Source organism: Dyella sp. LX-66 (assembly GCF_018599165.1).
GTDB lineage: Bacteria > Pseudomonadota > Gammaproteobacteria > Xanthomonadales > Rhodanobacteraceae > Dyella_D > Dyella_D marensis.
Genome location: NZ_JAHFVJ010000001.1, coordinates 473,269 through 499,021, shown reverse-complemented (window position 1 = coordinate 499,021; position 25,753 = coordinate 473,269). Strand labels below are relative to the sequence as shown.

Here is a 25,753-nt window from a genome sequence, read left to right as displayed (position 1 = left end):
CGCCGTGATCGACCTGCTCGCCCGCTGCATCAGCGGCTCCGTGAACTGGGCGGAGCGCCGCAGCCATGCGCGGCGCCTGCGCGGCTATCCGGGCGTGGCGGCCTCCGCCACGGTGGGGCTGGGCAGCAAGCTGATCGGGCCGAGGGAGAACTTCCGCATCGGCGAGCACAGTTATCTGAACCAGGCGCACCTGTCCTGCGGACCGGGTTCGCGCGTGGTGATCGGGCGCGGCTGCGCCATCGGCTACAACGTGTCGATCAAGGCGCTGACCCACGATCCGGCCAAGCCGACCACCAATGCCGAGGGTCCGCTGCGCCACGTCGAGCGCGACATCGTGATCGGCGACGACTGCTGGATCGGCGACAACGTGTTTATCCGCGAAGGCGTGGTGCTGGGCGACCGCATCATCGTCGGCGCCAACTCGGTGGTGACCAAGTCTTTTGCCGGCAACCAGATCATCGCCGGCATCCCGGCGCGCGTCATCCGGGAGCGCTGAGGCCATGCGCACACCCGCCACCCGCGACGACATCCACGTGGACGACATCCACGTGCTGGTCATACCGTCCTGGTATCCGGCCCGGCCCGGCGATATCAGCGGCAGCTTCTTCCGCGAACAGGCGCTGGCCCTGCACTGGCATGGCTGCAAGCTGGGCGTGATCTATCCGCAGCTGCGCTCGCTGCGCCACTGGCGCGTCCCGGCCGGCAGCGAACGCGGCCCGCGGCGCGAGTTCGACCAGGGCATGCCGGTGCTGCGTTCGCCGGGCGTCAATCCGTTCCCGCTGCTGCACGGCGCCGCCGCCGCGTGGTGGGTGCGCCATGGGCTGAAGCTGTACCGGCGCTACGTGGCCGAGTTCGGGCGCCCGGACGTGGTGCACGCGCACGCCGCGCTGTACGGCGGCGCGCTGGCGCGGCAGCTGTGGCTGCGCGAAGGCGTGCCGTACGTGCTCACCGAGCACAGCTCGATGTATCCGCGCGGCCGGGTCAGCCGCACGCAGGCGCGCATCGCCCGCGAGGCGGCGCGCGAGGCGCGGCGGCGCTTTGCGGTGAGCGCATCGTTCGGTGGCTTCCTGGAAGGCTATTTCGGCGCCGACGTTGGATCGTGGGAAGTGATGCCGAACATCGTCGACGCCTCGTTCGGCGAGCGCCCGCTGGGCGAGCCGGCGAACGGCAGCGACTTCACCTTCCTCACCGTGGGTGGCCTCAACGAGAACAAAGGCATCCACCTGCTGTTCGAGGCCTTCGCGCGCGGCTTCGCCAACGAGCCAGGCGTGCGCCTGCGCATCGGCGGCCACGGGCCGGAACGCGCGCGGCTGGAGAAACTCGCCGCGCAGCTCGGCATCGCCGACCGCGTCACCTTCCTCGGTGCGCTGACGCGCCAGCAGGTGGCGGAGGAACTGGCGCGTGTACAGGCCCTGGTGCATCCCAGCCGCTACGAAACCTTCGGCGTCGCCATCGTGGAAGCGCTGGCGATGGGCCGCCCGGTGGTGGCTACGCGCTGCGGCGGCCCCGAGGGCATCGTCACCGCGCGCGACGGACTGCTGGTGCCGGTGGACGACATCGACGCACTGGCGCGGGCCATGCACGAACTGCGCGCGAACATCGGCCATTACGACGCGGCGGCGATCCGCCAGGCTTGCCTGGAGCGCTTCGGCGAAGCTGCCGTGGTGGCCCGGCTGCGCGAAACCTACGAAGCGGCGGCGGGACGGAAATTGCCGGCCGCGCACGATCGCGTGGTCGTGCCGCTGCGCAAGGCGGTCGGCCAATGAACAAGAACAAGCTGCTCGGCTTCGCGCTCGGTCCGCTCGGCTCGGCGGCGGTCGGCTTTGTCACCCTGCCGATGCTGGCCTGGTTCTTCAGCGCCGAGGACATCGGCCGCATCTCCATGCTGCAGGTGGCGACGAACTTCGCGGTGATCCTGTTCACCTTCGGGCTGGACCAGAGCTATGCACGCGAGTACCACGAGTCCGCCGACAAGCCCGCGCTGCTGAAGGCGGCGGCGCTGCCGGGCCTGATCGTGCTGGGCGTGCTGCTGGCCGCGTTGCTGGCCATCGCGCCGGGCCTGCTGTCGCAGGCCTTGTTCGCGGTGGACGATGGCGCGCTCAGCGCGATCGCCGCGGCTTCGATCTTTGCCACCTTCGTCTCGCGTTTCCTGTCGGTGATCCTGCGCATGGAAGAGAAGGGCTTCGCCTTCTCCATGAGCCAGGTACTGCCGAAGCTGCTGTTCCTGGCCCTGGTGGTGGCATACGCGCTGGCGGTGCCGGGGCGCACCTTCTTCATGCTGCTGGCTGCGTACACGCTGTCGATCGTCGCGGTGATGTTCGCCTATGCGTGGAACACGCGGCATGCCTGGGTGCCGGCGCTGGCGGCGCGGCTGGACCGGCGGCGGCTGCACCCGCTGATGGCGTTCGGCTTTCCGCTGATCTTCGGCGGTGTCGCGTCCTGGGCGCTGATGGCGATGGACCGGGTGTTCCTGCGCCAGCTGTCGACGCTGACGGAGCTGGGTGTGTTCTCGGTGGCGGCCAGCATCGCGGCCGCGGCCGGCATCGTGTCCAGCATCTTCTCCACCGTGTGGGCGCCGACCGTCTACCGCTGGGCGGCCGAGGGCGACGCCCAGGCGAAGATCGATGCGGTCACCGATCATCTGCTGGCCGCGGTGGTGCTGATCTTCGTCGCCACCGGCCTGCTGTCCTGGGTGCTGGCCCTGGTGCTGCCTTCAACGTATGACCGCGTGCAGTACATCGTCGCCGCCAGCCTGGCGCCGCCGCTGCTGTATGCGCTGTCGGAATGCGCCGCGGTGGGTATCAGCCTCGCGCGCCGCAGCCTGTATTCGATGCTGGCCTCGTTCCTGGCTGCGGCGCTGAACGTGGTGGGCAACTATCTGCTGGTGCCGCGGCTGGGCGCGGGCGGCGCGGCGATTTCCACCGCGGTTTCGTTCCTGCTGTTCCTGATCGTGCGCACCGAATTCTCGTGCCGCGTGTGGCGCCCCGTGCCGCGCGCGCGGCTGTATCTGGCGACCTCGGCGGCGACCGGCCTGGCGGTGGCCTTCGTGCTGTTCGGCGAGCGCCACCGCGGGCTGTTCCTGTGGCTGTGGGCGGGCCTGGGCCTGCTGTCGCTGGCCTGGTTCCGTCCTTCGCTGGCGCTGGCGCTGCAGGCCGGCGCGAAGCTGATGCAGGGTGCGCGGCTGCGCGCGGCGAACGTGTCGCCGCAGCTGCGCAGGAATGGAGTGCAATGAGCAAGGTCAATCTTTTCCTGTTCGCGGCCCATCATGCGACCGGCAACGTGGCGGCGCAGCGTTTCAAGGGCCTGGTGAAATACCTGGACGCGGATCGCTACCGGGTCCACGTGCTGGCGCGCGCGCATGGCGCCGCGCCCATCGCGGCCGGCTCACCGGCGGTGGAAGTGATTCCGCTGCCGGGACATTGCGTGGGCAGCGAATCCTCGCTGGCCGCGTCGCTGCTGAGCATGGCCTCGGCCTTCGCGCCGGCCCTGCCGTTCTCGCCGCTGGCGCGCGGCGCCGCCGCGCGCCGCCCGTGGCTGGTCAATGCGCTGGCCGAGGCGGACCGCCGCTGCAGCGAGCGCATCGCGGCCGGCGAACGCTGCGTGGCCGTGGGTACGTATTCACCGATCGATGCATTGATCGCCGCGTCCAGCCTGGCCTCGCGCCACGGCCTGCCGTGCATCCAGGATTTCCGCGACGGCCTGGTGTTCGAACCGCTGGGCCGCGCGGGCCGCGTCGCCGACGCCGCGCGCCGCATGATCGAGGCGCGCGTGATCGAAGCGGCCAGCATGGTCACCTCGGTGAGTCCCGCGCTGGTGGAAGATTTCGCGCGCCGCTATCCGGGCAAGCGCGTGGGGCTGCTGCCGAACGGCTTCGATCCGGATGACTTCGCCGCGCATATGGACGAAGACGCGCAGGAAGCCGCCGCCCTGCTGGCGCGGCAGATTCCGCAAGGCGCCATGCTGATCGGCCATTTCGGCCGCGTCGGCGCCAGCGATGCTTCCGCATCGCAGAGCCTGGACCGCTTCGTGTCGCTGATGAATGTGATCGAGGACGGCCAGGCGCGCCGCCACGTGCTGTTCGTGGGCGAGCTGACCGAGCGCGAACAGCAGTCGCTGCAGCGCGCGCGCTTCGGTGTCACCACCATCAAGCCGGTGCGGCGCGGGCTGGCCTTGCAGCTGATGAAGCGCTGCGACCGCCTGCTGCTGCTCACCGGCAACCGCGTGTGCTGCGCCACCGGCAAGGTGTTCGAGTACCTTGCCTCGGGCGTGCCGGTGGTGTGCGTATCCGGCGTGGAGAACGCGGCCTCGTCGATCCTGGCCGAGACCGGCGCCGGACAGACCCTGGTGACGCAAGGCGGCGGCGAAAGCGCCGAAGCCCTGCGCCGGATCATTGCCGCGCCGGCGGAAGGACGCCGCGAGATCGGCGCGTACAGCAAGGTGGCGCAAGCCGGCGTGCTGGATCGCTGGATCGCCGACATGGTGGCCTTATGAATCCGTCCCTCTCTCCTTCGATGCGCGGCATGCGCAGCCCGGTGCCGATGAGCGAGCGCAGCATCACGCGCCGGCATCTGTTCCTGCTGGCGGCGATCGGCCTGCTGTTCCTGTCGGTGGTGATCCCCAACTCGCTGCCGGTGCCCACCGCGGCGATGCTGGGCCTGACCGCGGTGCTCGCGCTGCCGGGTTTCCGCTTCGGCCTGGGCTTCAAGAAGCTGCTGGCGCTGTACGTGTGCACAGCCATGGTGACGGTGATCTACACCGCGGTCGGCTATCTCAACGACGCGCCGCCGGAAGCCGCCGCGCAGATGCTGGTGATCTACATCCTCTCGCCGCTGCTGTGGATGCTGGTGGCGGCGGGGCTGATGCGCGCGCCGGGGCCGGGGCGGCTGGTGGACTGGTTCGCGATCCTCACCGTGTTCGCCTGCGCCAGCGTGGCCTTGTACTTCTATCTGTACTTCCATTACGGCGCGGACGCCGTGTCGTTCTTTTTCAAGGGGCAGGCCAATATCAACCTGCAGGGCGGCTTCGCCGGCGCGATCATGCACGTGTACGGCTCGCTGATCTTCCTGGCGGGCGGTTTCTACAGTTCGCCGGAACTGATCCGCAGCCGCCTGCTGCGCATGGCGGTGCTGGCGATGATCTTCGTCTGCGCGGTGACGTCGGGCCGCTCGGCGCTGATCCTGGCCATTCCGGTGGGCTGGGTGCTGGGGCGCCTGCTGGGGCCGCGTACGGTGGGTTTCCACCGCAGCCTGACTTCGCCGCTGTCGCGCATGATCAAGGTCGGCCTGCCGATGCTGGTCGGCATGGTCGCGGTGGTGGTGCTGCTGCAGACCTATACCAGCGTGCGCCTGGACGTGATCTACGACAGCTTCGCCGACAAGATCAGTTCCGGCGGCGGCACGTCGCGCGTGGGCATGGCCGGCTCGCTGTTCCAGGGCATCCTCGACAACGGCGGCATCGGTGCCGGCCACGGCAAGGGCGTGAGCTTCGTCAGCAGCGCGGAATACCCGTGGCGCTACGAGCTGGTGTGGCTGGCCACCATCTACCGGGTGGGCCTGCTGGGCGCGGCGGTATATGCGTTCCCATTCTTCGTCTACATCGTGCGCGTGCTGCGCCTGGCCAGGGCCAGGCAGCTGCCGCCGCACCACAAGTTCCTGTTCAGCGCCTTCGTGGCCGCGTTCATCGCCTCCAATACCAATCCCTACATCGAAGCGTTCGCGTTCCAGTGGATGTACACCATCCCGCTGGTGGCGCTGTTCGTGGAATTCCCCTCCGGGGTGGAGCGCGTGCCTGCATGAAGCGTCTGAAGGTGATCCTGTTCGCCCGTTACTCCAGGCTGGGGCCCAGCACGCGCCTGCGCAGCCTGCAGTACCTGGAAGAGCTGGAACGTCGGGGCATCGACGTGGAAGTGCACGAGCTGTTTCCGGACTCGTATCTGGAAGGCCTCTATGGCGGGCGCCCGCAGGCGACCAAGTACACCGCATGGCGCTACTACGGCCGGCGCATCGCCGAGCTGATGCGCAACAGCGACCACGACCTGGCTTGGATCGAGGGCGAGCTGTTTCCGTATCTGCCTTATGGACTGGAGGCGCTGCTGTCGCGCCACGCGCGGCCCTACGTGGTGGACTACGACGACGCGCTGTTCCACAAGTACGATCTCTCGCCCAGCCCCGTGGTGCGCCGCGTGCTGGGCCGCAAGATCGACCGCGTGATGGCGCGCTCCGCCTGCGTGATCGCCGGCAATCCCTACCTCGCCGCGCGCGCCGAGCAGGCCAAGGCGGGCCGGGTGGAGATCATCCCCACCGTGGTGGACGAGTTGCGCTACGACACGGTCGAACACGGCGGCCGCGCGCAGCCGGTGATCGGCTGGATCGGTTCGCCGGCCACCGAGCATTACGCGCTGGACCTGCGCGACGTACTGATGGACGTGTGCGCCGGCGGCGCGGCGCGCGTGCTGCTGGTCGGCGCGCGGCCCGAGGTGGCGGCGCAGTTCGAAGGCGTGGCGGTGGACGTGCTGCCGTGGTCCGAGGAAACCGAAGCCGAGCTGATCGCCCATATGGACGTCGGCATCATGCCGCTGCGCGACGGGCCATGGGAACGCGGCAAGTGCGGCTACAAGATCATCCAGTACATGGCCTGCGGCCTGCCCGTGGTGGCTTCGCCGGTAGGTGTGAACGCGGACATCGTGCGGCATGGCGACAACGGCTTTCTTGCCGCCAACAACGGCGACTGGCGGCAAGGCTTGCGCCAGCTGATCGGCAGCCCTGAGCTGCGCGCGCGCCAGGGCCGCGCCGGCCGCCACCGGGTGGAAGACCATTACAGCCTCGCCTCGCAGGCCCCGCGCCTGGCCGACGTGCTGCGCAACGCGGAGGCACGCTGATGTGCGGCATCGCCGGATTGTGGATACCTGCCGGTGCGCCGCGCGAGCGGCTGGAGCGCCAGGCGCTGGCAATGACCGCGCGCCTGCTGCATCGCGGCCCGGACGACGGCGGCGTGTGGGCCGACGAGGCTTCCGGCATCGCACTGGCACAGCGGAGGCTGGCGATCATCGATCTGTCGCCGGCCGGGCATCAGCCGATGCATTCGGCCTGCGGCCGCTATACGGCGGTATTCAACGGCGAGATCTACAACCATCTCGACCTGCGCGCGCGCCTCGCCGCCGAAGGCAACGCGCCCACGTGGCGCGGCCATTCGGATACGGAAACCTTGGTGGCCTGCATCGCCGCGTGGGGGCTGGAAGCCGCGCTCAAGGCCTGCATCGGCATGTTCGCGCTGGCGCTGTGGGACCGCCGCGACCGCAGCCTCGCGCTGGCGCGCGACCGGCTGGGCGAGAAGCCGCTGTACTACGGCTGGCAGGGCGAGGCGCTGGTGTTCGGTTCCGAGCTGAAGGCGCTGAAGGCGTACGAGGGTTTCCGTCCCGACGTCGACCGCGACGCGCTCACCCTGCTGCTGCGCCACAACTGTGTGCCGGCGCCGTACAGCATCTATCGCGGCGTGGCCAAGCTGCGGCCGGGCCACGTGCTGCGGCTGCAGGCGGGCGGGCCGCGCGAAGCGGAGCCGCAGCCGTACTGGCGCTACAACGACGTGGTCGCCGAAGGCATGGCCGAGCCGTTCTTCGGCAGCGAGCAGGAGGCCGTCGACGCGCTGGAATCGCAGATCGCGCAGAGCGTGCGCGCGCAGATGCTGGCGGACGTGCCGCTGGGCGCCTTCCTGAGCGGCGGCATCGACAGCAGCACCATCGTCGCGCTGATGCAGAAGCAGAGCAGCCGCCCGGTGAAGACCTTCACCATCGGTTTCGGCGAAGACGGCTACGACGAAGCCACGCACGCCAAGGCAGTGGCCGCGCACCTGGGCACCGAGCACACCGAGCTGTACGTGCGGCCCGAGGATGCGCTGGCGGTGATCCCCAAGCTGCCCGGCATGTTCTGCGAGCCGTTCGCCGACAGCTCGCAGATTCCGACCTACCTGGTCAGCCAGCTGGCGCGCCGCCACGTCACCGTCGCGCTCAGTGGCGATGCCGGCGATGAGCTGTTCGGCGGCTACAACCGTTACCTCGCCGCGCGGCGGGTGTGGGAACGCATGCAACGCCTGCCGTCGTTCGTGCGCCACGCCGCCGCCGGCGCCTTGCGCGCGGTGCCGCCCGCGACCTGGGACAGGTGGTACGAGCGCGCCCGCGTGCTTTTACCTAAGCGCATGCACGTGGCCACGCCGGGCGACAAGGCGCAGAAGCTGGCCGGCGTGCTCACCCTTTCCAGCGGGCAGCAGTTCTTCCATCAGCTCACCAGCCAGTGGAGCGAGCCGGAACACCTCGTGCACGGCGCGGCGGAGCCGGCGACCCTGCTGACCGATCCGCAGGCCTGGCCGCAGACCGACAGCTTCGAGCACTGGATGATGGCGATGGATGCGCAGGCCTATATGGCCGACGACATCCTGGTGAAGGTGGACCGCGCGGCCATGGCCAACAGCCTGGAGACGCGCGTGCCGCTGCTCGATCCGCGCGTGGTCTCGCTGGCCTGGCGCATGCCGCTGCATCTGAAGATCCGCGACGGCCAGGGCAAGTGGCTGCTGCGCCAGGTGCTGTACCGGCACGTGCCGAAAGAATTGATCGAACGCCCGAAGCAGGGCTTCGGCGTGCCGCTGGACAGCTGGCTGCGCGGACCTTTGCGCGACTGGGCGGAAAGCCTGCTCGACGAAGGACGCCTGCGCCACGAGGGCTATCTGCGCCATGCGCCGATCCGGCGCGTCTGGCAGGAACATCTGAGCGGCAAGCGCAACTGGCAGCACCAGCTGTGGAACGTATTGATGTTCCAGGCCTGGCTGGGCGCCGAACAGGGGGAAACGGCATGAACGCGGCCACGGCAGGAAGGCGCATGCGCCGCCTGTGGCGGAGCCGCGCGAGCGACCCTTATCCCCGGAGCGGCAAGCCATCCCATGAAGATCGTCCTGTTCGCCAATACCGACTGGTATCTCTACAACTTCCGGCGCTCGCTGGCGCTGTCGCTGCATAAGGCCGGCCACGAGCTGCTGCTGCTGTCGCCACCGGGTCCGTACGGCGAGAAGCTGCGCGCGCTCGGCCTGCGCTGGGAGCCGGTGCCGATGGAGCGGCGCAGCCTCAATCCGCTGCGGGAGCTGGCGCTGCTGCGCTATCTGGCCAAGTTGCTCAAGCGCGAGCGGCCGTCGCTGGTGCATGGCTTCACCATCAAGTGCGCGGTGTATGGCTCGCTGGCGGCACGGCTGGCCGGGGTGCGTGCGCGCGTCAACGCGGTGGCCGGCATGGGCTATGTGTTCACCAGCAACGACCTGAAGGCGCGCGCGCTGCGGCCGGTGGTGCGCGCACTGCTGCGGCTGGCGCTGGACGGCGAGGGTGCGCGGCTGATCCTGCAGAACAGCGACGACGTGGCCTTGTTCGAACGCGCCGGGCTGGTCGATCCCTCGCGCATCCGGCTGGTGCGCGGCTCGGGCGTGGACTGCTGGCGCTTCGTCAAGCGCGGCGGCGAGCGTTCGGGCGGGCCGCTGCGCGTGCTCGTCGCCGCACGATTGCTGTGGGACAAGGGCCTGGAGGAATACGTCGCCGCGGCGCGCGAGCTGCTGGCCGAAGGGCGGCGTATCGAATTCATGCTCGCCGGCACGCCCGATCCCGGCAATCCCGCGGCGGTGCCGGAAGAGACCGTGCGCGGCTGGGTCAACGAGGGCGTCATCAACTGGCTGGGCCATGTGGAAGACATGCCGAACCTGCTCGGTGCGGTGGACGTAGTCGCGTTGCCCAGCTATCGCGAAGGCCTGCCCAAGACGCTGATCGAGGCGGCGGCTTGTGCGCAGCCTTTGATTACCACCGATGTGCCCGGTTGCCGCGAAGTGGTGAGCGACGGTGTCGATGGCCTGCTGGTGCCGGTACGCGATGCGAAAGCGCTGGCGCATGCGATCCGCCGCCTGCACGATGATCCGGCACTGGCGCGGCGCCTCGGCGAAGCGGCGTGGGCGAAGGCGCATGCGGAATTCGATGAGCGGATTGTGATCCGGCGGACCGTGGATGTGTATCGCGAATTGTGCGGCCCGTTGGCGATGCCGGTGGAGGAGCCTGTGGCACAGCGGCGCATGGCGTAGAGAGGTTCATGCGGCACACCTACCGAACTCTTCTCCCCGCCGGGGAGAAGATGCCGGCAGGCAGATGAGGGGTGGGTGCTCGCGGCATCGGATCGACGAAGCATCGCCCGCTTTCCCATCCCGCTTCTATGCTCCGTAGGTCCCCCTCACCCCAACCCTCTCCCCGGAGGGGAGAGGGAGATGGAAGGTTGTCGCCAGATGGCTGAGGAAGTTTTTGCATCTTCCTGCGCCCGGATCGCAAGGAATAGGTTCATGCGCGAGTAAACCTCGCGCCGCGCGTATCCCTAAACTCGGCGTTCCGGGGGAAGCCGATGAATGCGCATGTCTCGACGTGCGGCCAGCAGCGATCAGCTCCGAGGAACATCGTCATGCCCGACACGCCGGCGAACGTACTGGACTTCCTACCCAAGGAAGAGCACGCGGCGATCCGCGCGGGGCGTAGCAGCTACGACTGCACCGCCGGCATCCAGAAGGCCATCGACGGTTCGCGCCGCGTGCTGATTCCCGCCGGCGTCTATCCGGTGAAGCAGATCAACCTGCGCTCGGGGCTGGAGCTGTACGGCGAGGGCGCGTCGAGCGAGCTGCGCTCCTTCGACGATTCGCTGGCCTCGGAATTCATGCTGGCCACCTACATCAAGGATGGCGGTACGCCGCGCGTGGCCGACAATATGCGCGACATCCACCTGCACGATCTGAAGCTCAATGGCCGCGTGGGCGAGTACGGCTACGCGCAGTACTACTACCTGCTGGCGGCGAACGCCACGTCGGACCTGACCGTGGAGCGGATGACCTTCTTCGGCTTCCGCGGCGACGGCATGTACGTGGGCTCGGGCACCAAGTCCAACACCGAGCGGCACAACGAGCGGGTCACCGTGCGCGACTGCATCTTCGACGGCGCCGTGAAGGACAACCGCAACGGGCTGTCGATCATCGACTGCGACGGCCTGCTGGTGGAGAACTGCACCTTCCGCAATATCGGCAATGCCAAGCTGTCGCGCTCGGTGGGCGGCATCGATTTCGAGCCGGACCACGATTTCAGCGTGTACCGCAACGTGACGATCCGCCGCTGCAACTTCATCGACATCGACACGGTGAACACCGCCGGCATCACTTTTTTCAACGGTCACCAGAAGGGCGGCAATATCGGTAACTGGCAGGTGCTGGATTGCCAGTTCCGCAACTGCTACTGGGGCATCGACAGTTCGACCCGGCCCAAGACCGCGGCCGACACGCCGGACAACCTCACCGTGCGCAACTGCCATTTCCTCAATTCGGTGCGCACCGACCTGGCGATCAAGGGCCTGAGCGGCGCGCGCGTGATGGGCTGCATCTTCGAGCGCTCGCCGCCGGGCAACGGGCCGGGCGGCGATGCGATCCGGCTTGGCGACATGGCGTCGGCGCGCAGCCGCAATGCGGTGAATGCGGTGATCACCGGCAATACGTTTATCGGGGTCCGTCCGCAGATGGGTGCGATCGGCGTGCTCGGGGTGAGCGGGCTGGTGGTGGCCGGCAATACCTTCACCGATATCTATGGCACCTGCATCAACTTCTCCGAGGACGAATCGGCCGACAGCGCGCGGCATATCGGTTCGGTGGTGATTTCGGGCAATACGGTGCGGCGCACGCGCACGCTTGCCACGGGCAGGCCGGTGCCGATGGCCTTCCTCAGCACGGGCAAGAAGCTGCAGCTGAGCAAGGGCGACGTGCGGCTGGATGCGCAGTCGTTCGAGTACGACAACAAGGTGGATACGGGTGTGCCGCGGGTGGCGAATGGGGCGGCGGTGGAGTTCGGCGGCAAGCCTTGACGCAGGTTGGGGTGACCACCCCAACATCGCCCACTTCATGCGCCTCCCAGCGTTGGGGTTGTCACCCCAGCCTACGCCCACCCGCGCAATCGATAGACCCACAGGCCGATGTACTCGTGCAAGGTATGCGAGGCATCCCACAGCACCGCACGCCGCGGTTCCCATTCGCTGCCTGGCGCACGCACGGGAGGCATCAGCGCGGGCGCGGGAATCACACGCAGGCCCTGCTTCTCGAAGCTCGCCGCGGCACGCGGCATATGTTCGGGCGAGGTGACCAGCAGCACGGTATGCGCACCGTCGCCGCGCAGGATCGCCGCGGAGTTGCGTGCGTTCTCGTAGGTGGTATGGCTCGCGGTTTCCAGGCGCACCGCGGAGGAGGGCACACCCTGGCGCTCCAGCATCGCGGCCATCCGTTTCGCATCGCTCTCGCCGGAAAGCACCACCAGCGGCGCCCGGCTGGCGCGGAACAGCAGATAGCCGAAGCCGACGCGGCTGTTGGCGATGGCGTCGCCGCCTTCGTCGCGCCAGCTGTCTTTCTCGTCGGCCAGTGCCTCGCCGCCCAGCACCACGATGGCATCCGCCTTGGGGTAATCCACCGCGGGCTGCGTGGCGTACTGGCCTTGCAGCCAGCGCTGCAGTCCGTGTGCGAACACAGGCGTCGCACACAGCAGCAGCCATAGCGGCGCGATCGCGGCGATGCCCAGGCCCAGCCGATAGCGCCGCAGCACGATGCACAGCAGGGCGATGGCGCCGAGCAGCCACGCCTGGGTGATGGGGTGGCTGATGCTCAGGTTGACCAGGTCGAACATGCGCTGGCGCAGGCGCGCTGCCTGCGCCCTCCGCTCACTGTCCGCGCTGCTGCACCGCCTGGCTGGCGGCGATGGCGGAGCGGCGCGTAGTGCACACGATGTAGGTCAGCAGCAGGAAGCCGAACAGGCCCAGGCTGGCGAGCTGGCCGTAGTCGTGGATCAGATGGCCGATAAAGGCCAGCAGGATCGAGGCGATCACCAGCACCAGCAGGGTCATGCGCGGACTCAGGCCCGTGCGCAGCAGGATGTGGTGGATATGGCCACGGTCCGGCTTGAACGGCGACTGGTGGTTGCGCATGCGGCGGCACATCACCGCCAGCGTGTCCAGCGCTGGCAGGGCCACGCACCACAGCACGTCGGTGGGCAGCAGGTCCGAACCCGGGCTCTGGCTAAGGTCGATCAGCGCCCAGCCGAGCAGATAGCCGAGCACGGTGCTGCCGGCGTCGCCCATGAAGATTTTCCGGCCGAACAGGCCGAGGTTGGTGGCGAGGTAGGGAATCATCGCCGCGCCGAGCATGGCGATCAGAACCGTGACACCGGGCGTGACGCTGCCGTGATGGAACGCGAAGATCGAACCGATGCCGACCAGGCCCATGCTGCCGGAAAGACCGTCGATGCCGTCCATCATGTTGAACGCGTTGAGCAGTCCGATCACCGCGATGAGCGTGACCGGGATGCCGAGCGGGCCCAGCTGAAGCTGAACGCCGTTGAGCGTTCCCAGCGAACGGATATAGACGTCTGTACTGCCAATCATCACGAACACGGCCAGGGTCTGCACGATCAGGCGCGTGCGCACGCTGAGCTCGTGGCGGTCGTCCAGCGAACCCATGATGGTGAGGCCCGCGGCCGTGGTGAGCAGCATGCGGCTCATCTGCGTGGCGTCGCCATACCACCAGGCGCCGACGAAGACGCCGCAGAACATCGCCAGGCCGCCTACCAGCGGCACGCTGCCCTTGTGCTGCTTACGGTCGCTGGGGCGGTCCAGCAGGCCGAGGGGCTCCGCCAGGCGGCGCAGAACGACAATCGCCACGGCAGAAGTGAACAAGGCCGCAGCGCAGGCGAGCATCGTTCTTGTGTCTTGCATATCGTGGCTTCCTCGGGGCAATCCAGTGGGGATGGCTCGCGTCGAATGGAGCGTCACGCGTCGCCTATCATCGCTCGCTTCTGCGAAGCAGTGATGACAAGAAGCTGATCGAGCGAGTCGCAACAGCGAAAAGCTTGCGCGACATCACGAACCCGCGACGGAGATGAGCCAGATGTGTTGAAGCTCTTCGCGGTGAAGGGCAACTCTAAGCGATGTAAGTGAACGTCCAGTAGATTTTTCTCAATGTGGGTTGGTGTTGGTTCAGTCATTCACGCACGAACGAAGCTACAGTCCAGTCGCTTCACTCTCCGCATCTCCGCCATCACGCGACGCACCGAAGAGGATGCTCATGAAACTTCTTGCCGCTTCCATCGCAGCGACTTCCGCCCTGCTTCTGGCCAGCACCGCTTTCGCGCAGAACGCGCAGAACGCACAGCAGCAGCCGACCACTGTGAACCAGCTCATCGAGCAGCAGCAGGCCAAGCCTGCGACGCCGGCGCAGCTGATCTCGCCCAAGAGCGCCAAGGGCGCCGCGCACGGCAGCATGAAGGCCAACCACGCGGGTCCGGGTGCGGCGGCCGCAGCGGCTGTTGCAGGCACCGGTGGCACCGGTACGGGCGGCACCGGTACCGGTGGTACCGGCACCACGGGCACCACCGGCACGCATTGATTAGTTCTTAACGACGCGTTCGCATAAACGAACGCGTCGCGCGGTCTGCAGCCCACGCGGCACGCAGGCCGGCACGTCTCACGTCATCGGTAGGGGGCCGAGGATCCAAGTTCGCCGCACGCCGGCGTTCGCGATAATCGAAGGGCTCTACGGATGAACAAGCGACGGGCATTGTTGTTGGCATGTGCCGCCCTGACCCTGCACGGCTGTTTCTGGGCTCCAGGCCAGCACATGAGCGCGACCGACTTCTCGCGCCAAGGCTCGATCGACGCGGCTCGCTATCAGCTGGTGCCGATCACGCCGAAATTGCTGGCGATGGACAAAGCATCCAATCCGCTGGCCACCCTTCCCGACGAGTTGCGCAACTACCAGCCGGAGGCATACCGCATCGGCGTGGGCGACTCGCTCTACATCACCGTGTGGGACCACCCCGAGCTGACCTCGCCCGCGGGCTCGCAGCAGCTGCCCAGTGCGAACGGCCGCGTGGTGCGCGCCGACGGCACGCTGTTCTATCCCTATGTCGGCGTGGTCAAGGCTTCCGGCAAGACGGTGGAAGAACTGCGCGTGGAGATCTCGCAGCGCCTGGCCAAGTACGTGCAGGACCCGCAGGTCGACATGAGCGTGATCAGTTACGGCGCGCAGCGCATCACCATGCGCGGCGCCTTCGTCAAGACCGATCCGCTGCCGGTCACGGTAACCCCGCTGAGCCTTGCGCAGGCGGTGGGCACGGCGCAGATCAATACCGACCAGGCCGATCTCTCCGGCCTGGTGCTGTCGCGCGACGGACGCGATTACCACCTGGATCTCGACGCGCTCGCGCGCAATCACCAGCTGGGCGATGTGTGGCTCAAGCCCGGCGACCAGATCTTCCTTCCCTATGCGGATCGCAAGGAGGTCTACGTGGTGGGCGAGGTGACGCGTCCGGCGGCTTTCCCGTTCAAGACCAGCGACATGAGCCTGTCGCAGGCACTGGGCAAAGCCGGTGGATTGAACGAAACCACCTCCAAGGGCAATGCGGTCTACGTGATCCGCGGCGTGGAGGACATGGAGAAGTCGCCCGCCACGATCTACCAGCTCGACGCCAAATCGCCCGCGGCATTCGCGATGGCTGCGCAGTTCTCCGTGCATCCCGGCGACGTGGTGTTCGTGGGCCCTGCCGGCGTGACGCGCTGGAACCGCTTCCTCTCGCAGCTGCTGCCGCTGTCCGGCATCGTGACCAACGCGGCTTCGGCTAAGAACGACCTCACCAATTGAGGTATACGCGCATGACGAGCTTCCCGTGGCGAGCTTCGCTCCGCCTCGCGGCCCTGGCGGCTGCGAGTGGGATCGTCGCCGGCTGCACTGACGTATCGCTGGGAAGCGCAGATACGATCCGCCAGGCCATCGGCGGCGGCACCGACGTGCATCCCACCGCGGCGTCGGTGGCGGCCGAGCCGTATTACCAGCTGCAGGTGAATGCTCCGGGCGGCGAGGCGATCCTGTTGCTGGCCAGCGTGCAGGGCGGCTTGGAAAGCTGGTACGGCCAGGATGGGCAGGCGGTGTTCCTGCGCAACGGCGTGCTGGTGCGGACGGTGGGGCTGGAAGCGAACCTCGATCATGTCGCCTTCGATGGCGGCGATCCGTTCGCGTCGGGCCTGCAGCATGTGCAGGCGCCGATCGAGTACCGCCGCGTGCTGGACTGGTCGCCGGGTTATCGCTATGGCATCACCGCGGTCGCGCAGCTCGAACCGAAGGGTGTCGAGAGCGTGGACATCCTCGGTCAGCGCCATCAGCTGCGCCGCTACGACGAGCATGTGCGCGCCGATGGCGCGAGCTTCGACGTGACGAACCGCTACTGGGTCGATCCCGCCGATGGCTTTATCTGGAAAAGCCGGCAGCACGTCGCGCCCGGCCAGACGCTGGAGCTGATCCAGCTGCGCCCGTACCGCGAGGCCCGAACGTGAGGCTCGCCTGCCTGCCCGGATGGCTGGTGTGCCTGTGCATAGGCGTTGCCTGGCCGATCCAAGCGATGGCGGTATCCGTCAGCGTTTCCGGACAGGTCGATCGGCCAGGCGTGCAGGCCTTGAACGGCAATGCGCGGCTGGGCGATGCGGCGACGGCGGCGCAGGTGCGGCCCGAGGCTTATGTGCTCGGTGCGAGCTGGACGCAGAAGTCGAAGCAGTTCGAGCAGATGCGTTTGCAGGCTGGCTTGCTGTACGAGCTGGGCGCGGTGGTGGACCAGGCCAGGCGCGAAGGCAATGCGCCGCTGGCTGATCTGAGCACGAAGCTGCGGCGATGGCTGCAGGCCATGCCGGTGACTGGACGCCGCGTGGTCGCCACGCTGGATCCCGGCGCGCTCTATGCGAACGAGGCGGACGATCTGCCGCTGGAAGACGGCGACACGCTGAGCTATCCGCAACGTCCTTCGACGGTGCGTGTGATCGGCGCGGTGCAGAAATCCTGCGAGTTGCCGCACGTGGCGCTGCAGGAGGCACGAAAGTACGTAAAGGCCTGCCCCACGCAGATGGCCGATCGCGATTTCCTCTACGTGATCCAGCCCGACGGCAAGGTGTTCGAGCTGGGCATCGCACTGTGGAACGAAAGCGCGCCGATCGTGCTGGCGCCCGGCGCCATCGTCTACGTGCCGCTCGACAGCCGCCTCACCGCCGGCGCGGCCGACGCCGTGTTCGGCCACGAGATGGCGGACTTCATCGCCACCCAGCCGCTGGATGGCGGGGTGTTGCCATGATCGCTCGCCTTAACTGGCGCAGCGGATGCGTGATGTTGCCGGCCAGTCTGCTGCTGTCGCAGTGCATCGTCGGCGTATTGCACGCGCAGTCGGCGCCTGGCTATACGCGCAACGACTACGGCGAAGTCGGCCTGATGCAGACGCCGACGGCGCGCATGGCGGACGAAGGCGACCTGGCGTTCACCGCCTCGCGCACGTATCCGTACACGCATTACAACCTCTCGCTGCAGCCGCTGCCGTGGATCGAAGGCACGTTCCGCTACTCGTCGGTGAGCAACCGCCTGTACGGCCCGGTGGGCCTGAGCGGACATCAGAGCTACAAAGACAAATCGATCGACCTGAAGCTGCGCCTGTGGGACGAGACGCGCTGGCGTCCCGCGGTGGCGGTGGGCGGACGCGATATCGGCGGTACCGGCCTGTTCGGCAGCGAGTACGTGGTGGCGAGCAAGCGCTTCGGGCCGGTCGACGTCACCGCCGGCCTGGCCTGGGGCAACATGGGTGCGCGCGGCGACATCAAGAGTCCGCTCGGCTGGGCCTGGAGCGGCTTCGACAACCGCGCCGGCAATACCAATCAGCAAGGCGGCGAGTTCAACACGCTGCGTTACTTCCGCGGGCCGGCGGCATTTATCGGCGGCATCGAGTACCAGACGCCGCTGGACAAGCTGCGCCTGAAGGTCGAGCTGGACGGCAACAACTACAAGCACGAAGGGCTGGGCAACAAATTCAAGCAGCGCTCGCCGATCAATGTCGCGGCGATGTACCGGGTCAACGACAACGTCGATCTGTCGCTCGGTTTCGAGCGCGGCGACAAGGTCATGGCCACGCTCACGCTGCACACCAACCTGGCCAAGCACTTCGAGCCGCGCAAGACCGCCGACCCCGCGCCCGAGCCGGTGCGCGAACTGGCCACCACGCCGGATCCGCCGCAGGGCGCGGCCGCGATGGAGCGCAAGGCGCCGGAGCAGCTGGATTGGGACGAGCTGGCCAAGGCGCTGGGCCAGAACGCGGGCATCGACGTCACCAGCATCGGCCGGCGCGGTTCCGAACTGGTGGTGCATGGCGAGCCGCGCGCGTATTTCTATCCCAGCCGCACGCTGGGGCGCACCGCGCGCATTCTCGACAACCGCGTGGACCAGAGCATCGACTGGTTCACCGTGGGCGAAGAGAACTACGGGATGCCGCTGGCGGAGCAGAGCATCCATCGCCCGCGCTTTATCGACGCGCTCGATCACCGCATCGACATGCAGGAGCTGCGCCGCAGCGCCGAGCAGAATCCGCCGGGGCAGCAGGACGAGGTAACGCTCTACACCAAGCCGCCGAAGCGCTTCGATGGCGGCGTGTCGCTGGGCTACCAGCAGAGCCTGGGCGGGCCGAACGCGTTCGTGCTGTACCAGTTCACCGCCAACGGCAACGCGACGTATCGCTTCTCGCGCAATCTGTGGTGGGACGGCGTGGTGAGCGTGAATCTGCTCAACAACTACGACAAGTTCACTTACACCGCGCCGAGCCTGCTGCCGCGCGTGCGCACCAATATCCGCGAGTACCTCACCACGTCCGACGTGACCATGCCGAACTTCCAGCTCACCGGCACCAAGGTGCTGGGGCCGGATCTGTTCGGCATGGCTTATGGCGGCATGCTGGAATCGATGTATGCGGGCGTGGGCGGCGAAGTGCTGTACCGGCCGTATGGCGAGCGCTGGGCCTTCGGCGTCGACCTGAACTGGGTGCGCCAGCGCGGCTACCGCCAGGATTTCGCGCTGCGCGGCTACAAGACGGTGACCGGCAACGCCACGCTGTACTACAACACCGGCTTCCACGACGTCACCATCGCCGCCAGCGTGGGCCGCTATCTGGCCAAGGACTATGGCGTCACCGTCGACGTGTCGCGCGAGTTCGACAACGGCGTGCGCATGGGCGCCTACGCCACCATCACCAACAAGTCCGGCACGCAGACGGGCGAGGGAAGTTTCGACAAGGGCATCTATTTCTCGATCCCGTTCGACCTGCTGCTGCCGCATTCCAGCCGCTCGCGCGCCAGCTTCATGTGGGAGCCGCTGCTGCGCGACGGCGGCGCGCGGCTGTACCGGCGCTATAACCTTTACGACATGACCAGCGACCGCGATCCGGATCTGTTCGAGAAGAACCTGGAGAAGTCGCTGGACTGACGGGCCGCACGGTCGGGCATGGATGGAAGGCGCCGCGGCGTGGTTTACTGGGCGGCCCTTTCATTCAGGAGATCCGCATGTCCACGGTTACGCTCAAAGGCAATCCGGTCCAGGTCGACGGCCGTTTCCCCAAGCTCGGCGACAAGGCGCCGGCGTTCGCGCTGGTAGCCAAGGACCTGTCCAACGTCGCGCTGTCCTCGTTCGCGGGCAAGCGCAAGGTGCTCAATATCTTTCCCAGCATCGACACGCCGACCTGTGCCACCTCGGTGCGCCGCTTCAACGAACAGGCCGCCACGCTGAAGGACGCGGTGGTGCTGTGCATCTCGGCCGACCTGCCGTTCGCGCAGGCGCGTTTCTGCGGCGCGGAAGGTCTGGAGAACGTGGTGACGCTGTCGACCCTGCGCGGCGCGGAATTCCTGCGCGATTACGGCGTGGCGCTGGCTTCGGGTCCGCTGGCCGGCCTGGCCGCGCGCGCGGTGGTGGTGCTGGATCAGAACGACAAGGTGCTGCATGCCGAGCTGGTGAGCGAGATTGCGCACGAGCCGGATTATGAGGCGGCGTTGAAGGTGCTTTGACGTACGCAACTCGTAGGTTGGGGTGAGCCACAGGCGAACCCCAACACCACGGAATCGAAACGCCTCGCATCGTTGGGGTTACTGGCTGCATCAGCAGCCAGCCCTTCGGGCCATCCGCTACGCGGATGTTCGCTACGGCATCCTGCCTTCGCAGTCGCCTGCGGCTCACCCCAACCTACGCCGATCGTTTATTGATTGACGATGGGAATGCCGAGCGGCTTCGCCCCTCGGCGTTCCTGCAGTCCCAGCCCCATGCGCAGGCTGCTGCCGATGCGTTCGGCATTGCCGATGATCCGTGCGGCGGGTGCTTCCTCGAACAGCTCGCGCACCGTCTCCCGCCACAGTTCCAGCCAGCGGTCGAAATGCTCGCCGCGGATGCCGGCTTGCTGGCGGTGCACCGACATCGGCGAGCCGCGATAGGTCTGCGTGCCTAAGGTGACCGACGACCAGAACGACACCAGGGTGCGCTTGTGATCGTCCCAGTCGTGCACGGCGGCGTTGAAGATCGGGCCCAGCGCCGGGTCGGCGCGCACCTTGTCGTAGAAGCGGTCGACCAGGGTGGCGAGGCTGCGTTCGTCGATGGAGGCGTAGCGTTCCATGCCGTGCATGATAAAACGCCGTCCCTGTGATGGCCGTGCGGCAAGTCGACGCAAAGAAAAAGCCGGGCAAGGCCCGGCTTTTTCCGTTCAACAGGGCACTGGCGCTTACTTCGCGGCCATCAGCGCCTTGGTCATGTCGAGCATGCGGTTGGAGAAACCCCACTCGTTGTCGTACCAGCTCAGCACCTTGACCAGGGTGCCTTCCATCACGCGGGTCTGGGTGGAGTCGTAGGTGGACGAGGCCGGGTTGTGGTTGAAGTCCACCGACACCAGCGGCTTGTTGTTCACCGCCAGGATGCCCTTGAGCTTGCCGTTGGCGGCTTCGTTGACGATGGCGTCGATCTCTTCGTGGCTGGTCGCGCGCTTGGCGACGAAGCTCAGGTCGACCACCGACACGTTGATGGTCGGCACGCGCATGGCGAAGCCGTCCAGCTTGCCGTTGAGTTCCGGCAGCACCAGGCCCACCGCGGCGGCGGCGCCGGTCTTGGTCGGGATCTGGCTCATGGTGGCCGAGCGGGCGCGGCGCAGGTCCTTGTGATAGACGTCGGTCAGGACCTGGTCGTTGGTGTAGGCGTGGATGGTGGTCATCAGGCCGTGCACGATGCCGATCTTCTCGTGCAGCACCTTGGCCAGCGGCGCCAGGCAGTTGGTGGTGCACGAGGCGTTGGAGATGACCTGGTGCGCGGCGGTGAGCGTGTCGTCGTTGACGCCGAACACGAAGGTGCCGTCCACGTCCTTCTCGCCCGGGGCGGAGATGATCACCTTCTTGGCGCCGGCGGCGATGTGCGCGCCGGCCTTGGCCTTGGAGGTGAACAGGCCGGTGCATTCCAGCACCACGTCGACACCCAGGTCGCCCCACGGCAGCTTGGACGGGTCGCGCTCGGCGCAGACCTTGATGCGGTCGCCGTTGACGATCAGGTCGCCGCCGTCCACCGACACGGTGCCCGGGAAACGGCCGTGGGCCGTGTCGTACTGGGTCAGGTGGGCGTTGGTCTCGGCGTCGCCGAGGTCGTTGATCGCGACGATCTGGAACTCGTTGGTGCGACCGGACTCGTACAGCGCGCGCAGAACATTGCGGCCGATGCGACCGTAACCGTTGATGGCGACCTTGATGGCCATGGGACAGCGTCCTCCGGAGATGATGGCGGGGCAGCGGCGGCCGGACCCGGCCGCCAAAGAACCCTAATGTTAGCTGGAAAGCGGGGCCATCTCATCCGGCACGGTTCATTGGGCGTGCATGTGGGGTAGGCTCGCGAGCCTTATCCAAGATGTCGAAGCACCCGGGGCCAGGCCATGAGCGACGAACAGCAGACCATCGAGATCAGCCTGGAACAGATGTCCGGCTACGAATTCCGCGTGCGTTTCGACGACACCTCCGCACCGGACCTGCTCACCGACGAGCTGCCGCCGCTGGGCCAGGGCGCCGGCCCCAATCCCACCCGCATGCTGGCCGTGTCGGTGGCCAACTGCCTGGCCGCGAGCCTGCTGTTCGCCCTGCGCAAGTACAAGAACGACCCGGGCCAGCTCGCCGCCAAGGCCCGCGCCACGCTGGCGCGCAACGAGCATGGGCGCTGGCGCGTGGCGCGCATCGCGGTGGACCTCGACCTGGGCCAGGCCGAGGCGGACCTGGCGCACGTCGACCGCGCGCTCGCGCAGTTCGAGGACTTCTGCACGGTGACCGAGAGCGTGCGGCAGGGCATCGCCGTCGACGTAAGCGTGCGCGATGCCGCGGGCACCTTGCTGCACAAGGCCGCGACGGGCTGAGGCGCGTTGCGCCGCGGGGTCCTTGCCGCTCGCCGCGCCATCGCGCACGGTCCGGGCGATTTCTTCAACTCAAATTGAATTATTTGCGCGGTCCGCTCCGGCCTGCGCGCCCATCGATTCCCATCAAATCAAATTGAATGACATGCTGACTTCCCGACGTTTTCTCGCCGGCCTGCTGGCCGCGCTCGCCGTTGCACCCGCCGTCCATGCCTGGGGGCGCCAAGGCCACGCCATCGTGGCCGAGCTGGCGCAGCGGCGTCTGAGCCCGGCCGCCGAGGCCGAAGTCGAGCGCCTGCTGGCGCCGGAGAACACCAAGTCGCTGGCCGACGTCGCCAGCTGGGCCGACGAACTGCGCGGCGACGACACGCGCGCCGACCTGGCCAAGGCCACCAGCAAGCTGCACTACATCAACTTCCGTGCGGACGACTGCGTCTACGTGCCGCCGCGCGATTGCGCGAACGGGCAGTGCGTGGTCGGCGGCCTCGATCGCTACGTGGCCGTGCTGGCCGACCGCACGCAGCCGGACGCGGCGCGTCTGGAAGCGCTGAAGTTCGTGGTGCATTTCGTCGGCGACGTGCACCAGCCGCTGCATGCCGGCAACCGCGACGACAAGGGCGGCAACGCCTACCAGGTGCAGTTCCAGGGCAAGGGCACCAACCTGCACAGCCTGTGGGACTCCGGCCTGCTCGGCACCCATGGCAAGGACTGGCAGGCCTATGCGAAGGAACTGGACGCACGCCCGGCCGAGACCATGCCGGCGGCGATCGCGCCGCAGGACAACGTCTATGCGCAGTGGGCCGAGCAGTCGTGCGCGGCCAGCCGCGACATCTATCCCGACGGGCACAAGATCGACGACGCCTATGTGGCCGCCGAGCTGCCGCTAGCGGAGCGCCAGCTGCGTGTGGCCGGCGTGCGGCTGGCCGAGGTGTTGAACCGAGCGCTGGCGCGCTGACCGGTCTTTTTGTTGCGATGCGGAATGGATTTCCGCATCGCGTCGCAGCGCCTGGAAGGCCTGCAAAGGGTGCCCGGATGGATCGTCCGGGCGTCCTCGCGAACGGGTTCGCGATACGCCCCGGCGCATTCCACCCGGCGGCCATCTGGACGTCCATATGGCATACCAGTTGTATGGCTGAGGACTCATGTGGTCTCCGGCTCGTGATACCACTTTAGACAGTGGTAGACCACGCCGAGGGGGCTTCGGGCAGGGCGCCATGCAGCCCTCCGAAACTGGCCCGTCGACCCTCTGGCGCAACGAGGCAGTTCTGCTAGCCTCGAATGATGACCAACGAAACTCCGCTGCGCCGCACCAAGATCGTCGCCACCCTCGGCCCCGCCACCGACGTGCCCGGGATGCTCGAGAAAATCCTCGCGGAGGGCGTCAACGTCGTCCGCCTCAACCTGTCGCACGGGCAGCCCGACGACCATCGCGCCCGCGCCAATGCGGTCCGCGTGGCGGCCGAGAAGCTGGGCCGCGAAGTCGGCGTGCTGGCCGATCTGCAAGGTCCGAAGATCCGCATCGAGAAATTCGCCAACGGCCCGATCGAACTGAAGGTGGGCGACGAGTTCGTGCTCGATTGCAGCCCCGGTGCGCCGGCCGGCGACAACAGCCGTGTGGGCGTGAGCTACCACGACCTGCCCAGGGACGTGAGCGCCGGCGACGTGCTGCTGCTCGACGACGGCCTGGTGGCGCTGACGGTGGAAAGCGTGGTCGGCGCCGAAGTGCGCTGCCGCGTGCTGGTGGCCGGGCGCCTGTCCGATCGCAAGGGCCTGAACCGCCAGGGCGGCGGATTGTCGGTGTCCGCGCTGTCGGACAAGGACAAGGCGGACATCAAGCTCGCCGCCGAAATCGGCGCGGACTTCCTCGCCGTGTCGTTCGTGCGTTCCGCCGCCGACATGGAACTGGCGCGCCGCCTGCTGGAAGACGCCGGCGGCAAGGCCTCGCTGGTGGCCAAGATCGAGCGCGCCGATGCCATTCCCGTGCTGGGCGAAATCATCGACGCGTCCGACGTGGTGATGGTGGCGCGCGGCGACCTGGGCGTGGAGATCGGCGACGCCGAGTTGCCGGGCCTGCAGAAGAAGATCATCCGCGAGTCCGTGCAGCGCAATCGCGCGGTGATCACCGCCACGCAGATGCTGCAGTCGATGGTGCGCTCGCCCATTCCGACCCGCGCCGAAGTGCTGGACGTGGCCAATGCGGTGATCGACGGCACCGACGCGGTGATGCTGTCGGAAGAATCGGCGGCCGGTGCGCATCCGGATAAAGCCGTGGCCGCGCTGCGCCGCATCTGCCTCGGCGCCGAGCGCCAGTTCGAACCGAAGGAAGATCTCGCCACCGCCGGCCATCGCCTGGACCGCACCGACCAGGCCATCGCGCTGGCCGCGATGCTGCTGGCCAGCCAGGTCGGCGTGCGCGCGCTGGTGGCGCTGACCGAATCCGGCGCCACCGCGCAGTGGCTGTCGCGCTATCGCAGCGCGGTGCCGATCTATGCGCTGTCGCCGTTCGCCGATGCGCGCCGCCGCATGCTGATGCTGCGCGACGTGCAGCCGGTGGAATTCACCCACGCCAGCTCGCAGACCACCGCGGCCTCGGCGCGCGAAGCGGTGCGCCTGCTCTTCAGCCAGGGCAAGCTGGCCGAAGGCGACCGCGTGGTGATGACCCACGGCGACCATATCGGCCGTGGCGGCGGCACCAATACGCTGAAGCTGTTGTCGGTCGGCGCCGACGGCGTGGTGGAGAGCCTGCAGGATCTCTGACGCAGGGCGCGGCTGCACCGCCGCGCGGCGCCAGGGCTACACTGCCAGCCACACCCACGTCCCCAAGGAGTCGGCTCCATGAACACGATGCTTCGTTCCCTGTCGCTGGCTGCCGCGACGGCGCTGGCGCTGGCCGCCGCCATGCCGGCGCTGGCCCAGTCGCAGGCGCGCAGGGTCGGCCCCGAGCAGCTTCCCACGTATTGGATTTTGCTCAATTACGGTTCGGTGCAGGCCGACGTGCCCAACAGCGGGCAGAACCTGGACAAGCCCGGCTGCGTGGCCGTGACGTACGAGATCGGCACCGACGGCAAGCCGCAGGAAGCGGCGATCAAGAAGGTGGAACCCAAGAGCGATCTCGGTTCCGCCGCGCTCAGCGTGGTCAAGCGCTTCGAGTACGGCCCCTCGCTCAACAACGGCAGCAAGAAGGAACCTGTGTCGACCTACTACGTGGTGGGCTTCAACCTGCCCGAGGACAAGGCCGCGGCCAAGAAAGTTACCGACGCCTGCCGACTGCCCGGCTACGACCAGGCCTAAAAGCGGTTTTCGCCACGCTGCGAAGCCCCCAAACGCCCCGTCTCCACCGGAGGCGGGGCGTTCCCGTGCGCCGATCCGGCTATACTCGCGCCCTTTAGGCTTGGCCGCCCGGCGACGGGATGGTCTCCATTACCAACGCGGCCAAGGGCCGTCCCCGCGTTCCAC

General features: G+C 67.6%; 23 protein-coding genes. 19 read left to right on the top strand and 4 right to left on the bottom strand.

Annotated features, from left to right (window positions below; genetic code table 11):
* Positions 1–4: 4 nt before the first annotated feature.
* From KK141_RS02185 to KK141_RS02145, 9 genes are all read left to right on the top strand, one after another.
* Complete coding sequence (locus KK141_RS02185) at positions 5–496, top strand: acyltransferase (protein ID WP_214570744.1); 492 nt, start codon at positions 5–7, stop codon at positions 494–496.
* A 4-nt stretch (positions 497–500) separates the two neighbouring features.
* Positions 501–1,766, top strand: a complete 1,266-nt coding sequence (locus KK141_RS02180; protein ID WP_214570743.1) for a glycosyltransferase — start codon at positions 501–503, stop codon at positions 1,764–1,766.
* Positions 1,763–3,232, top strand: a complete 1,470-nt coding sequence (locus tag KK141_RS02175) for a lipopolysaccharide biosynthesis protein (RefSeq protein ID WP_214570742.1) — start codon at positions 1,763–1,765, stop codon at positions 3,230–3,232. Before KK141_RS02180 ends, KK141_RS02175 begins: the two co-directional genes overlap by 4 nt.
* On the top strand, positions 3,229–4,491 hold the full coding sequence (locus KK141_RS02170; protein ID WP_214570741.1) for a glycosyltransferase: 1,263 nt from the start codon (positions 3,229–3,231) through the stop codon (positions 4,489–4,491). Before KK141_RS02175 ends, KK141_RS02170 begins: the two co-directional genes overlap by 4 nt.
* Complete coding sequence (locus KK141_RS02165; protein WP_214570740.1) at positions 4,488–5,795, top strand: hypothetical protein; 1,308 nt, start codon at positions 4,488–4,490, stop codon at positions 5,793–5,795. Before KK141_RS02170 ends, KK141_RS02165 begins: the two co-directional genes overlap by 4 nt.
* Complete coding sequence (locus KK141_RS02160; protein ID WP_214570739.1) at positions 5,792–6,877, top strand: glycosyltransferase family 4 protein; 1,086 nt, start codon at positions 5,792–5,794, stop codon at positions 6,875–6,877. Before KK141_RS02165 ends, KK141_RS02160 begins: the two co-directional genes overlap by 4 nt.
* Entirely contained in the window at positions 6,877–8,844 is a 1,968-nt protein-coding gene (gene asnB, locus KK141_RS02155; RefSeq protein WP_214570738.1) for an asparagine synthase (glutamine-hydrolyzing), read from the top strand. The genes KK141_RS02160 and asnB overlap by 1 nt, the downstream gene beginning before the upstream one ends.
* Positions 8,845–8,928: 84 nt before the next feature.
* Positions 8,929–10,101, top strand: a complete 1,173-nt coding sequence (locus tag KK141_RS02150; protein ID WP_214570737.1) for a glycosyltransferase family 4 protein — start codon at positions 8,929–8,931, stop codon at positions 10,099–10,101.
* A gap of 368 nt (positions 10,102–10,469) precedes the next feature.
* Positions 10,470–11,906: a right-handed parallel beta-helix repeat-containing protein gene (locus tag KK141_RS02145; RefSeq protein WP_214570736.1), complete on the top strand. Its 1,437-nt coding sequence runs from the start codon at positions 10,470–10,472 to the stop codon at positions 11,904–11,906.
* A 71-nt stretch (positions 11,907–11,977) separates the two neighbouring features.
* On the opposite strand, the gene KK141_RS02140 is transcribed toward KK141_RS02145, so the two are convergent.
* Together KK141_RS02140 and KK141_RS02135 are read right to left on the bottom strand one after the other, a co-directional pair.
* The gene (locus tag KK141_RS02140; protein ID WP_214570735.1) at positions 11,978–12,715 is read right to left on the bottom strand and encodes a YdcF family protein; all 738 of its coding nucleotides are present in this window, start codon (positions 12,713–12,715) and stop codon (positions 11,978–11,980) included.
* Between the two features lie 34 nt (positions 12,716–12,749).
* A complete protein-coding gene (locus KK141_RS02135) occupies positions 12,750–13,799 on the bottom strand; it encodes an undecaprenyl/decaprenyl-phosphate alpha-N-acetylglucosaminyl 1-phosphate transferase (RefSeq protein WP_250901485.1) in 1,050 nt (349 codons plus the stop codon).
* 349 nt (positions 13,800–14,148) lie between these two features.
* Between KK141_RS02135 and KK141_RS02130 the strand changes: the two genes are divergently transcribed.
* From KK141_RS02130 to tpx, 6 genes are all read left to right on the top strand, one after another.
* Complete coding sequence (locus KK141_RS02130) at positions 14,149–14,469, top strand: hypothetical protein (protein ID WP_214570734.1); 321 nt, start codon at positions 14,149–14,151, stop codon at positions 14,467–14,469.
* 231 nt (positions 14,470–14,700) lie between these two features.
* Positions 14,701–15,723 carry a polysaccharide biosynthesis/export family protein gene (locus tag KK141_RS02125; RefSeq protein ID WP_214570733.1) on the top strand — a complete coding sequence of 341 codons (1,023 nt, stop codon included), beginning with the start codon at positions 14,701–14,703 and terminating at the stop codon, positions 15,721–15,723.
* Positions 15,724–15,734: 11 nt separating this feature from the next.
* Positions 15,735–16,412, top strand: coding sequence for a YjbF family lipoprotein (locus tag KK141_RS02120; RefSeq protein ID WP_214570732.1), 678 nt, complete (start codon positions 15,735–15,737; stop codon positions 16,410–16,412).
* Between the two features lie 65 nt (positions 16,413–16,477).
* The gene (locus KK141_RS02115) at positions 16,478–17,197 is read left to right on the top strand and encodes a capsule biosynthesis GfcC family protein (protein WP_214570731.1); all 720 of its coding nucleotides are present in this window, start codon (positions 16,478–16,480) and stop codon (positions 17,195–17,197) included.
* Positions 17,194–19,362 (top strand): YjbH domain-containing protein, encoded by a 2,169-nt coding sequence (locus KK141_RS02110; RefSeq protein ID WP_250901484.1) that lies wholly within the window; start codon positions 17,194–17,196, stop codon positions 19,360–19,362. Before KK141_RS02115 ends, KK141_RS02110 begins: the two co-directional genes overlap by 4 nt.
* Positions 19,363–19,439: 77 nt before the next feature.
* A complete protein-coding gene (gene tpx / locus KK141_RS02105; RefSeq protein WP_214570730.1) occupies positions 19,440–19,937 on the top strand; it encodes a thiol peroxidase in 498 nt (165 codons plus the stop codon).
* 188 nt (positions 19,938–20,125) lie between these two features.
* Here the strand turns inward: tpx and KK141_RS02100 are convergent, their stop codons facing one another.
* Together KK141_RS02100 and gap are read right to left on the bottom strand one after the other, a co-directional pair.
* Positions 20,126–20,545, bottom strand: a complete 420-nt coding sequence (locus tag KK141_RS02100; protein ID WP_345777567.1) for a group III truncated hemoglobin — start codon at positions 20,543–20,545, stop codon at positions 20,126–20,128.
* A 96-nt stretch (positions 20,546–20,641) separates the two neighbouring features.
* Positions 20,642–21,655, bottom strand: coding sequence for a type I glyceraldehyde-3-phosphate dehydrogenase (gap, locus tag KK141_RS02095; protein ID WP_214570729.1), 1,014 nt, complete (start codon positions 21,653–21,655; stop codon positions 20,642–20,644).
* Between the two features lie 174 nt (positions 21,656–21,829).
* Here gap and KK141_RS02090 point away from each other — a divergent pair, with 174 nt between their 5' ends.
* From KK141_RS02090 to KK141_RS02075, 4 genes are all read left to right on the top strand, one after another.
* Positions 21,830–22,300, top strand: coding sequence for an OsmC family protein (locus tag KK141_RS02090; protein ID WP_214570728.1), 471 nt, complete (start codon positions 21,830–21,832; stop codon positions 22,298–22,300).
* A gap of 142 nt (positions 22,301–22,442) precedes the next feature.
* Positions 22,443–23,252, top strand: a complete 810-nt coding sequence (locus KK141_RS02085) for a S1/P1 nuclease (RefSeq protein ID WP_214570727.1) — start codon at positions 22,443–22,445, stop codon at positions 23,250–23,252.
* A 326-nt stretch (positions 23,253–23,578) separates the two neighbouring features.
* Positions 23,579–25,054, top strand: coding sequence for a pyruvate kinase (pyk, locus tag KK141_RS02080; protein ID WP_214570726.1), 1,476 nt, complete (start codon positions 23,579–23,581; stop codon positions 25,052–25,054).
* Between the two features lie 78 nt (positions 25,055–25,132).
* Positions 25,133–25,588 carry an energy transducer TonB gene (locus tag KK141_RS02075; RefSeq protein WP_214570725.1) on the top strand — a complete coding sequence of 152 codons (456 nt, stop codon included), beginning with the start codon at positions 25,133–25,135 and terminating at the stop codon, positions 25,586–25,588.
* Positions 25,589–25,753 lie beyond the last annotated feature (165 nt).

Excerpts from the sequence above, each read along its gene's own strand:
- KK141_RS02180 (WP_214570743.1), top strand. The coding sequence starts at position 501 with ATGCGCACACCCGCCACCCGCGACGACATCCACGTGGACGACATCCAC.
- KK141_RS02175 (WP_214570742.1), top strand. The coding sequence starts at position 1,763 with ATGAACAAGAACAAGCTGCTCGGCTTCGCGCTCGGTCCGCTCGGCTCG.
- KK141_RS02170 (WP_214570741.1), top strand. The coding sequence starts at position 3,229 with ATGAGCAAGGTCAATCTTTTCCTGTTCGCGGCCCATCATGCGACCGGC.
- KK141_RS02165 (WP_214570740.1), top strand. The coding sequence starts at position 4,488 with ATGAATCCGTCCCTCTCTCCTTCGATGCGCGGCATGCGCAGCCCGGTG.
- KK141_RS02160 (WP_214570739.1), top strand. The coding sequence starts at position 5,792 with ATGAAGCGTCTGAAGGTGATCCTGTTCGCCCGTTACTCCAGGCTGGGG.
- asnB (WP_214570738.1), top strand. The coding sequence starts at position 6,877 with ATGTGCGGCATCGCCGGATTGTGGATACCTGCCGGTGCGCCGCGCGAG.
- KK141_RS02150 (WP_214570737.1), top strand. The coding sequence starts at position 8,929 with ATGAAGATCGTCCTGTTCGCCAATACCGACTGGTATCTCTACAACTTC.
- KK141_RS02145 (WP_214570736.1), top strand. The coding sequence starts at position 10,470 with ATGCCCGACACGCCGGCGAACGTACTGGACTTCCTACCCAAGGAAGAG.
- KK141_RS02140 (WP_214570735.1), bottom strand. The coding sequence starts at position 12,715 with ATGTTCGACCTGGTCAACCTGAGCATCAGCCACCCCATCACCCAGGCG.
- KK141_RS02135 (WP_250901485.1), bottom strand. The coding sequence starts at position 13,799 with ATGCAAGACACAAGAACGATGCTCGCCTGCGCTGCGGCCTTGTTCACT.
- KK141_RS02130 (WP_214570734.1), top strand. The coding sequence starts at position 14,149 with ATGAAACTTCTTGCCGCTTCCATCGCAGCGACTTCCGCCCTGCTTCTG.
- KK141_RS02125 (WP_214570733.1), top strand. The coding sequence starts at position 14,701 with ATGAGCGCGACCGACTTCTCGCGCCAAGGCTCGATCGACGCGGCTCGC.
- KK141_RS02120 (WP_214570732.1), top strand. The coding sequence starts at position 15,735 with ATGACGAGCTTCCCGTGGCGAGCTTCGCTCCGCCTCGCGGCCCTGGCG.
- KK141_RS02115 (WP_214570731.1), top strand. The coding sequence starts at position 16,478 with ATGGCGGTATCCGTCAGCGTTTCCGGACAGGTCGATCGGCCAGGCGTG.
- KK141_RS02110 (WP_250901484.1), top strand. The coding sequence starts at position 17,194 with ATGATCGCTCGCCTTAACTGGCGCAGCGGATGCGTGATGTTGCCGGCC.
- tpx (WP_214570730.1), top strand. The coding sequence starts at position 19,440 with ATGTCCACGGTTACGCTCAAAGGCAATCCGGTCCAGGTCGACGGCCGT.
- KK141_RS02100 (WP_345777567.1), bottom strand. The coding sequence starts at position 20,545 with ATGCACGGCATGGAACGCTACGCCTCCATCGACGAACGCAGCCTCGCC.
- gap (WP_214570729.1), bottom strand. The coding sequence starts at position 21,655 with ATGGCCATCAAGGTCGCCATCAACGGTTACGGTCGCATCGGCCGCAAT.
- KK141_RS02090 (WP_214570728.1), top strand. The coding sequence starts at position 21,830 with ATGAGCGACGAACAGCAGACCATCGAGATCAGCCTGGAACAGATGTCC.
- KK141_RS02085 (WP_214570727.1), top strand. The coding sequence starts at position 22,443 with ATGCTGACTTCCCGACGTTTTCTCGCCGGCCTGCTGGCCGCGCTCGCC.
- pyk (WP_214570726.1), top strand. The coding sequence starts at position 23,579 with ATGACCAACGAAACTCCGCTGCGCCGCACCAAGATCGTCGCCACCCTC.
- KK141_RS02075 (WP_214570725.1), top strand. The coding sequence starts at position 25,133 with ATGAACACGATGCTTCGTTCCCTGTCGCTGGCTGCCGCGACGGCGCTG.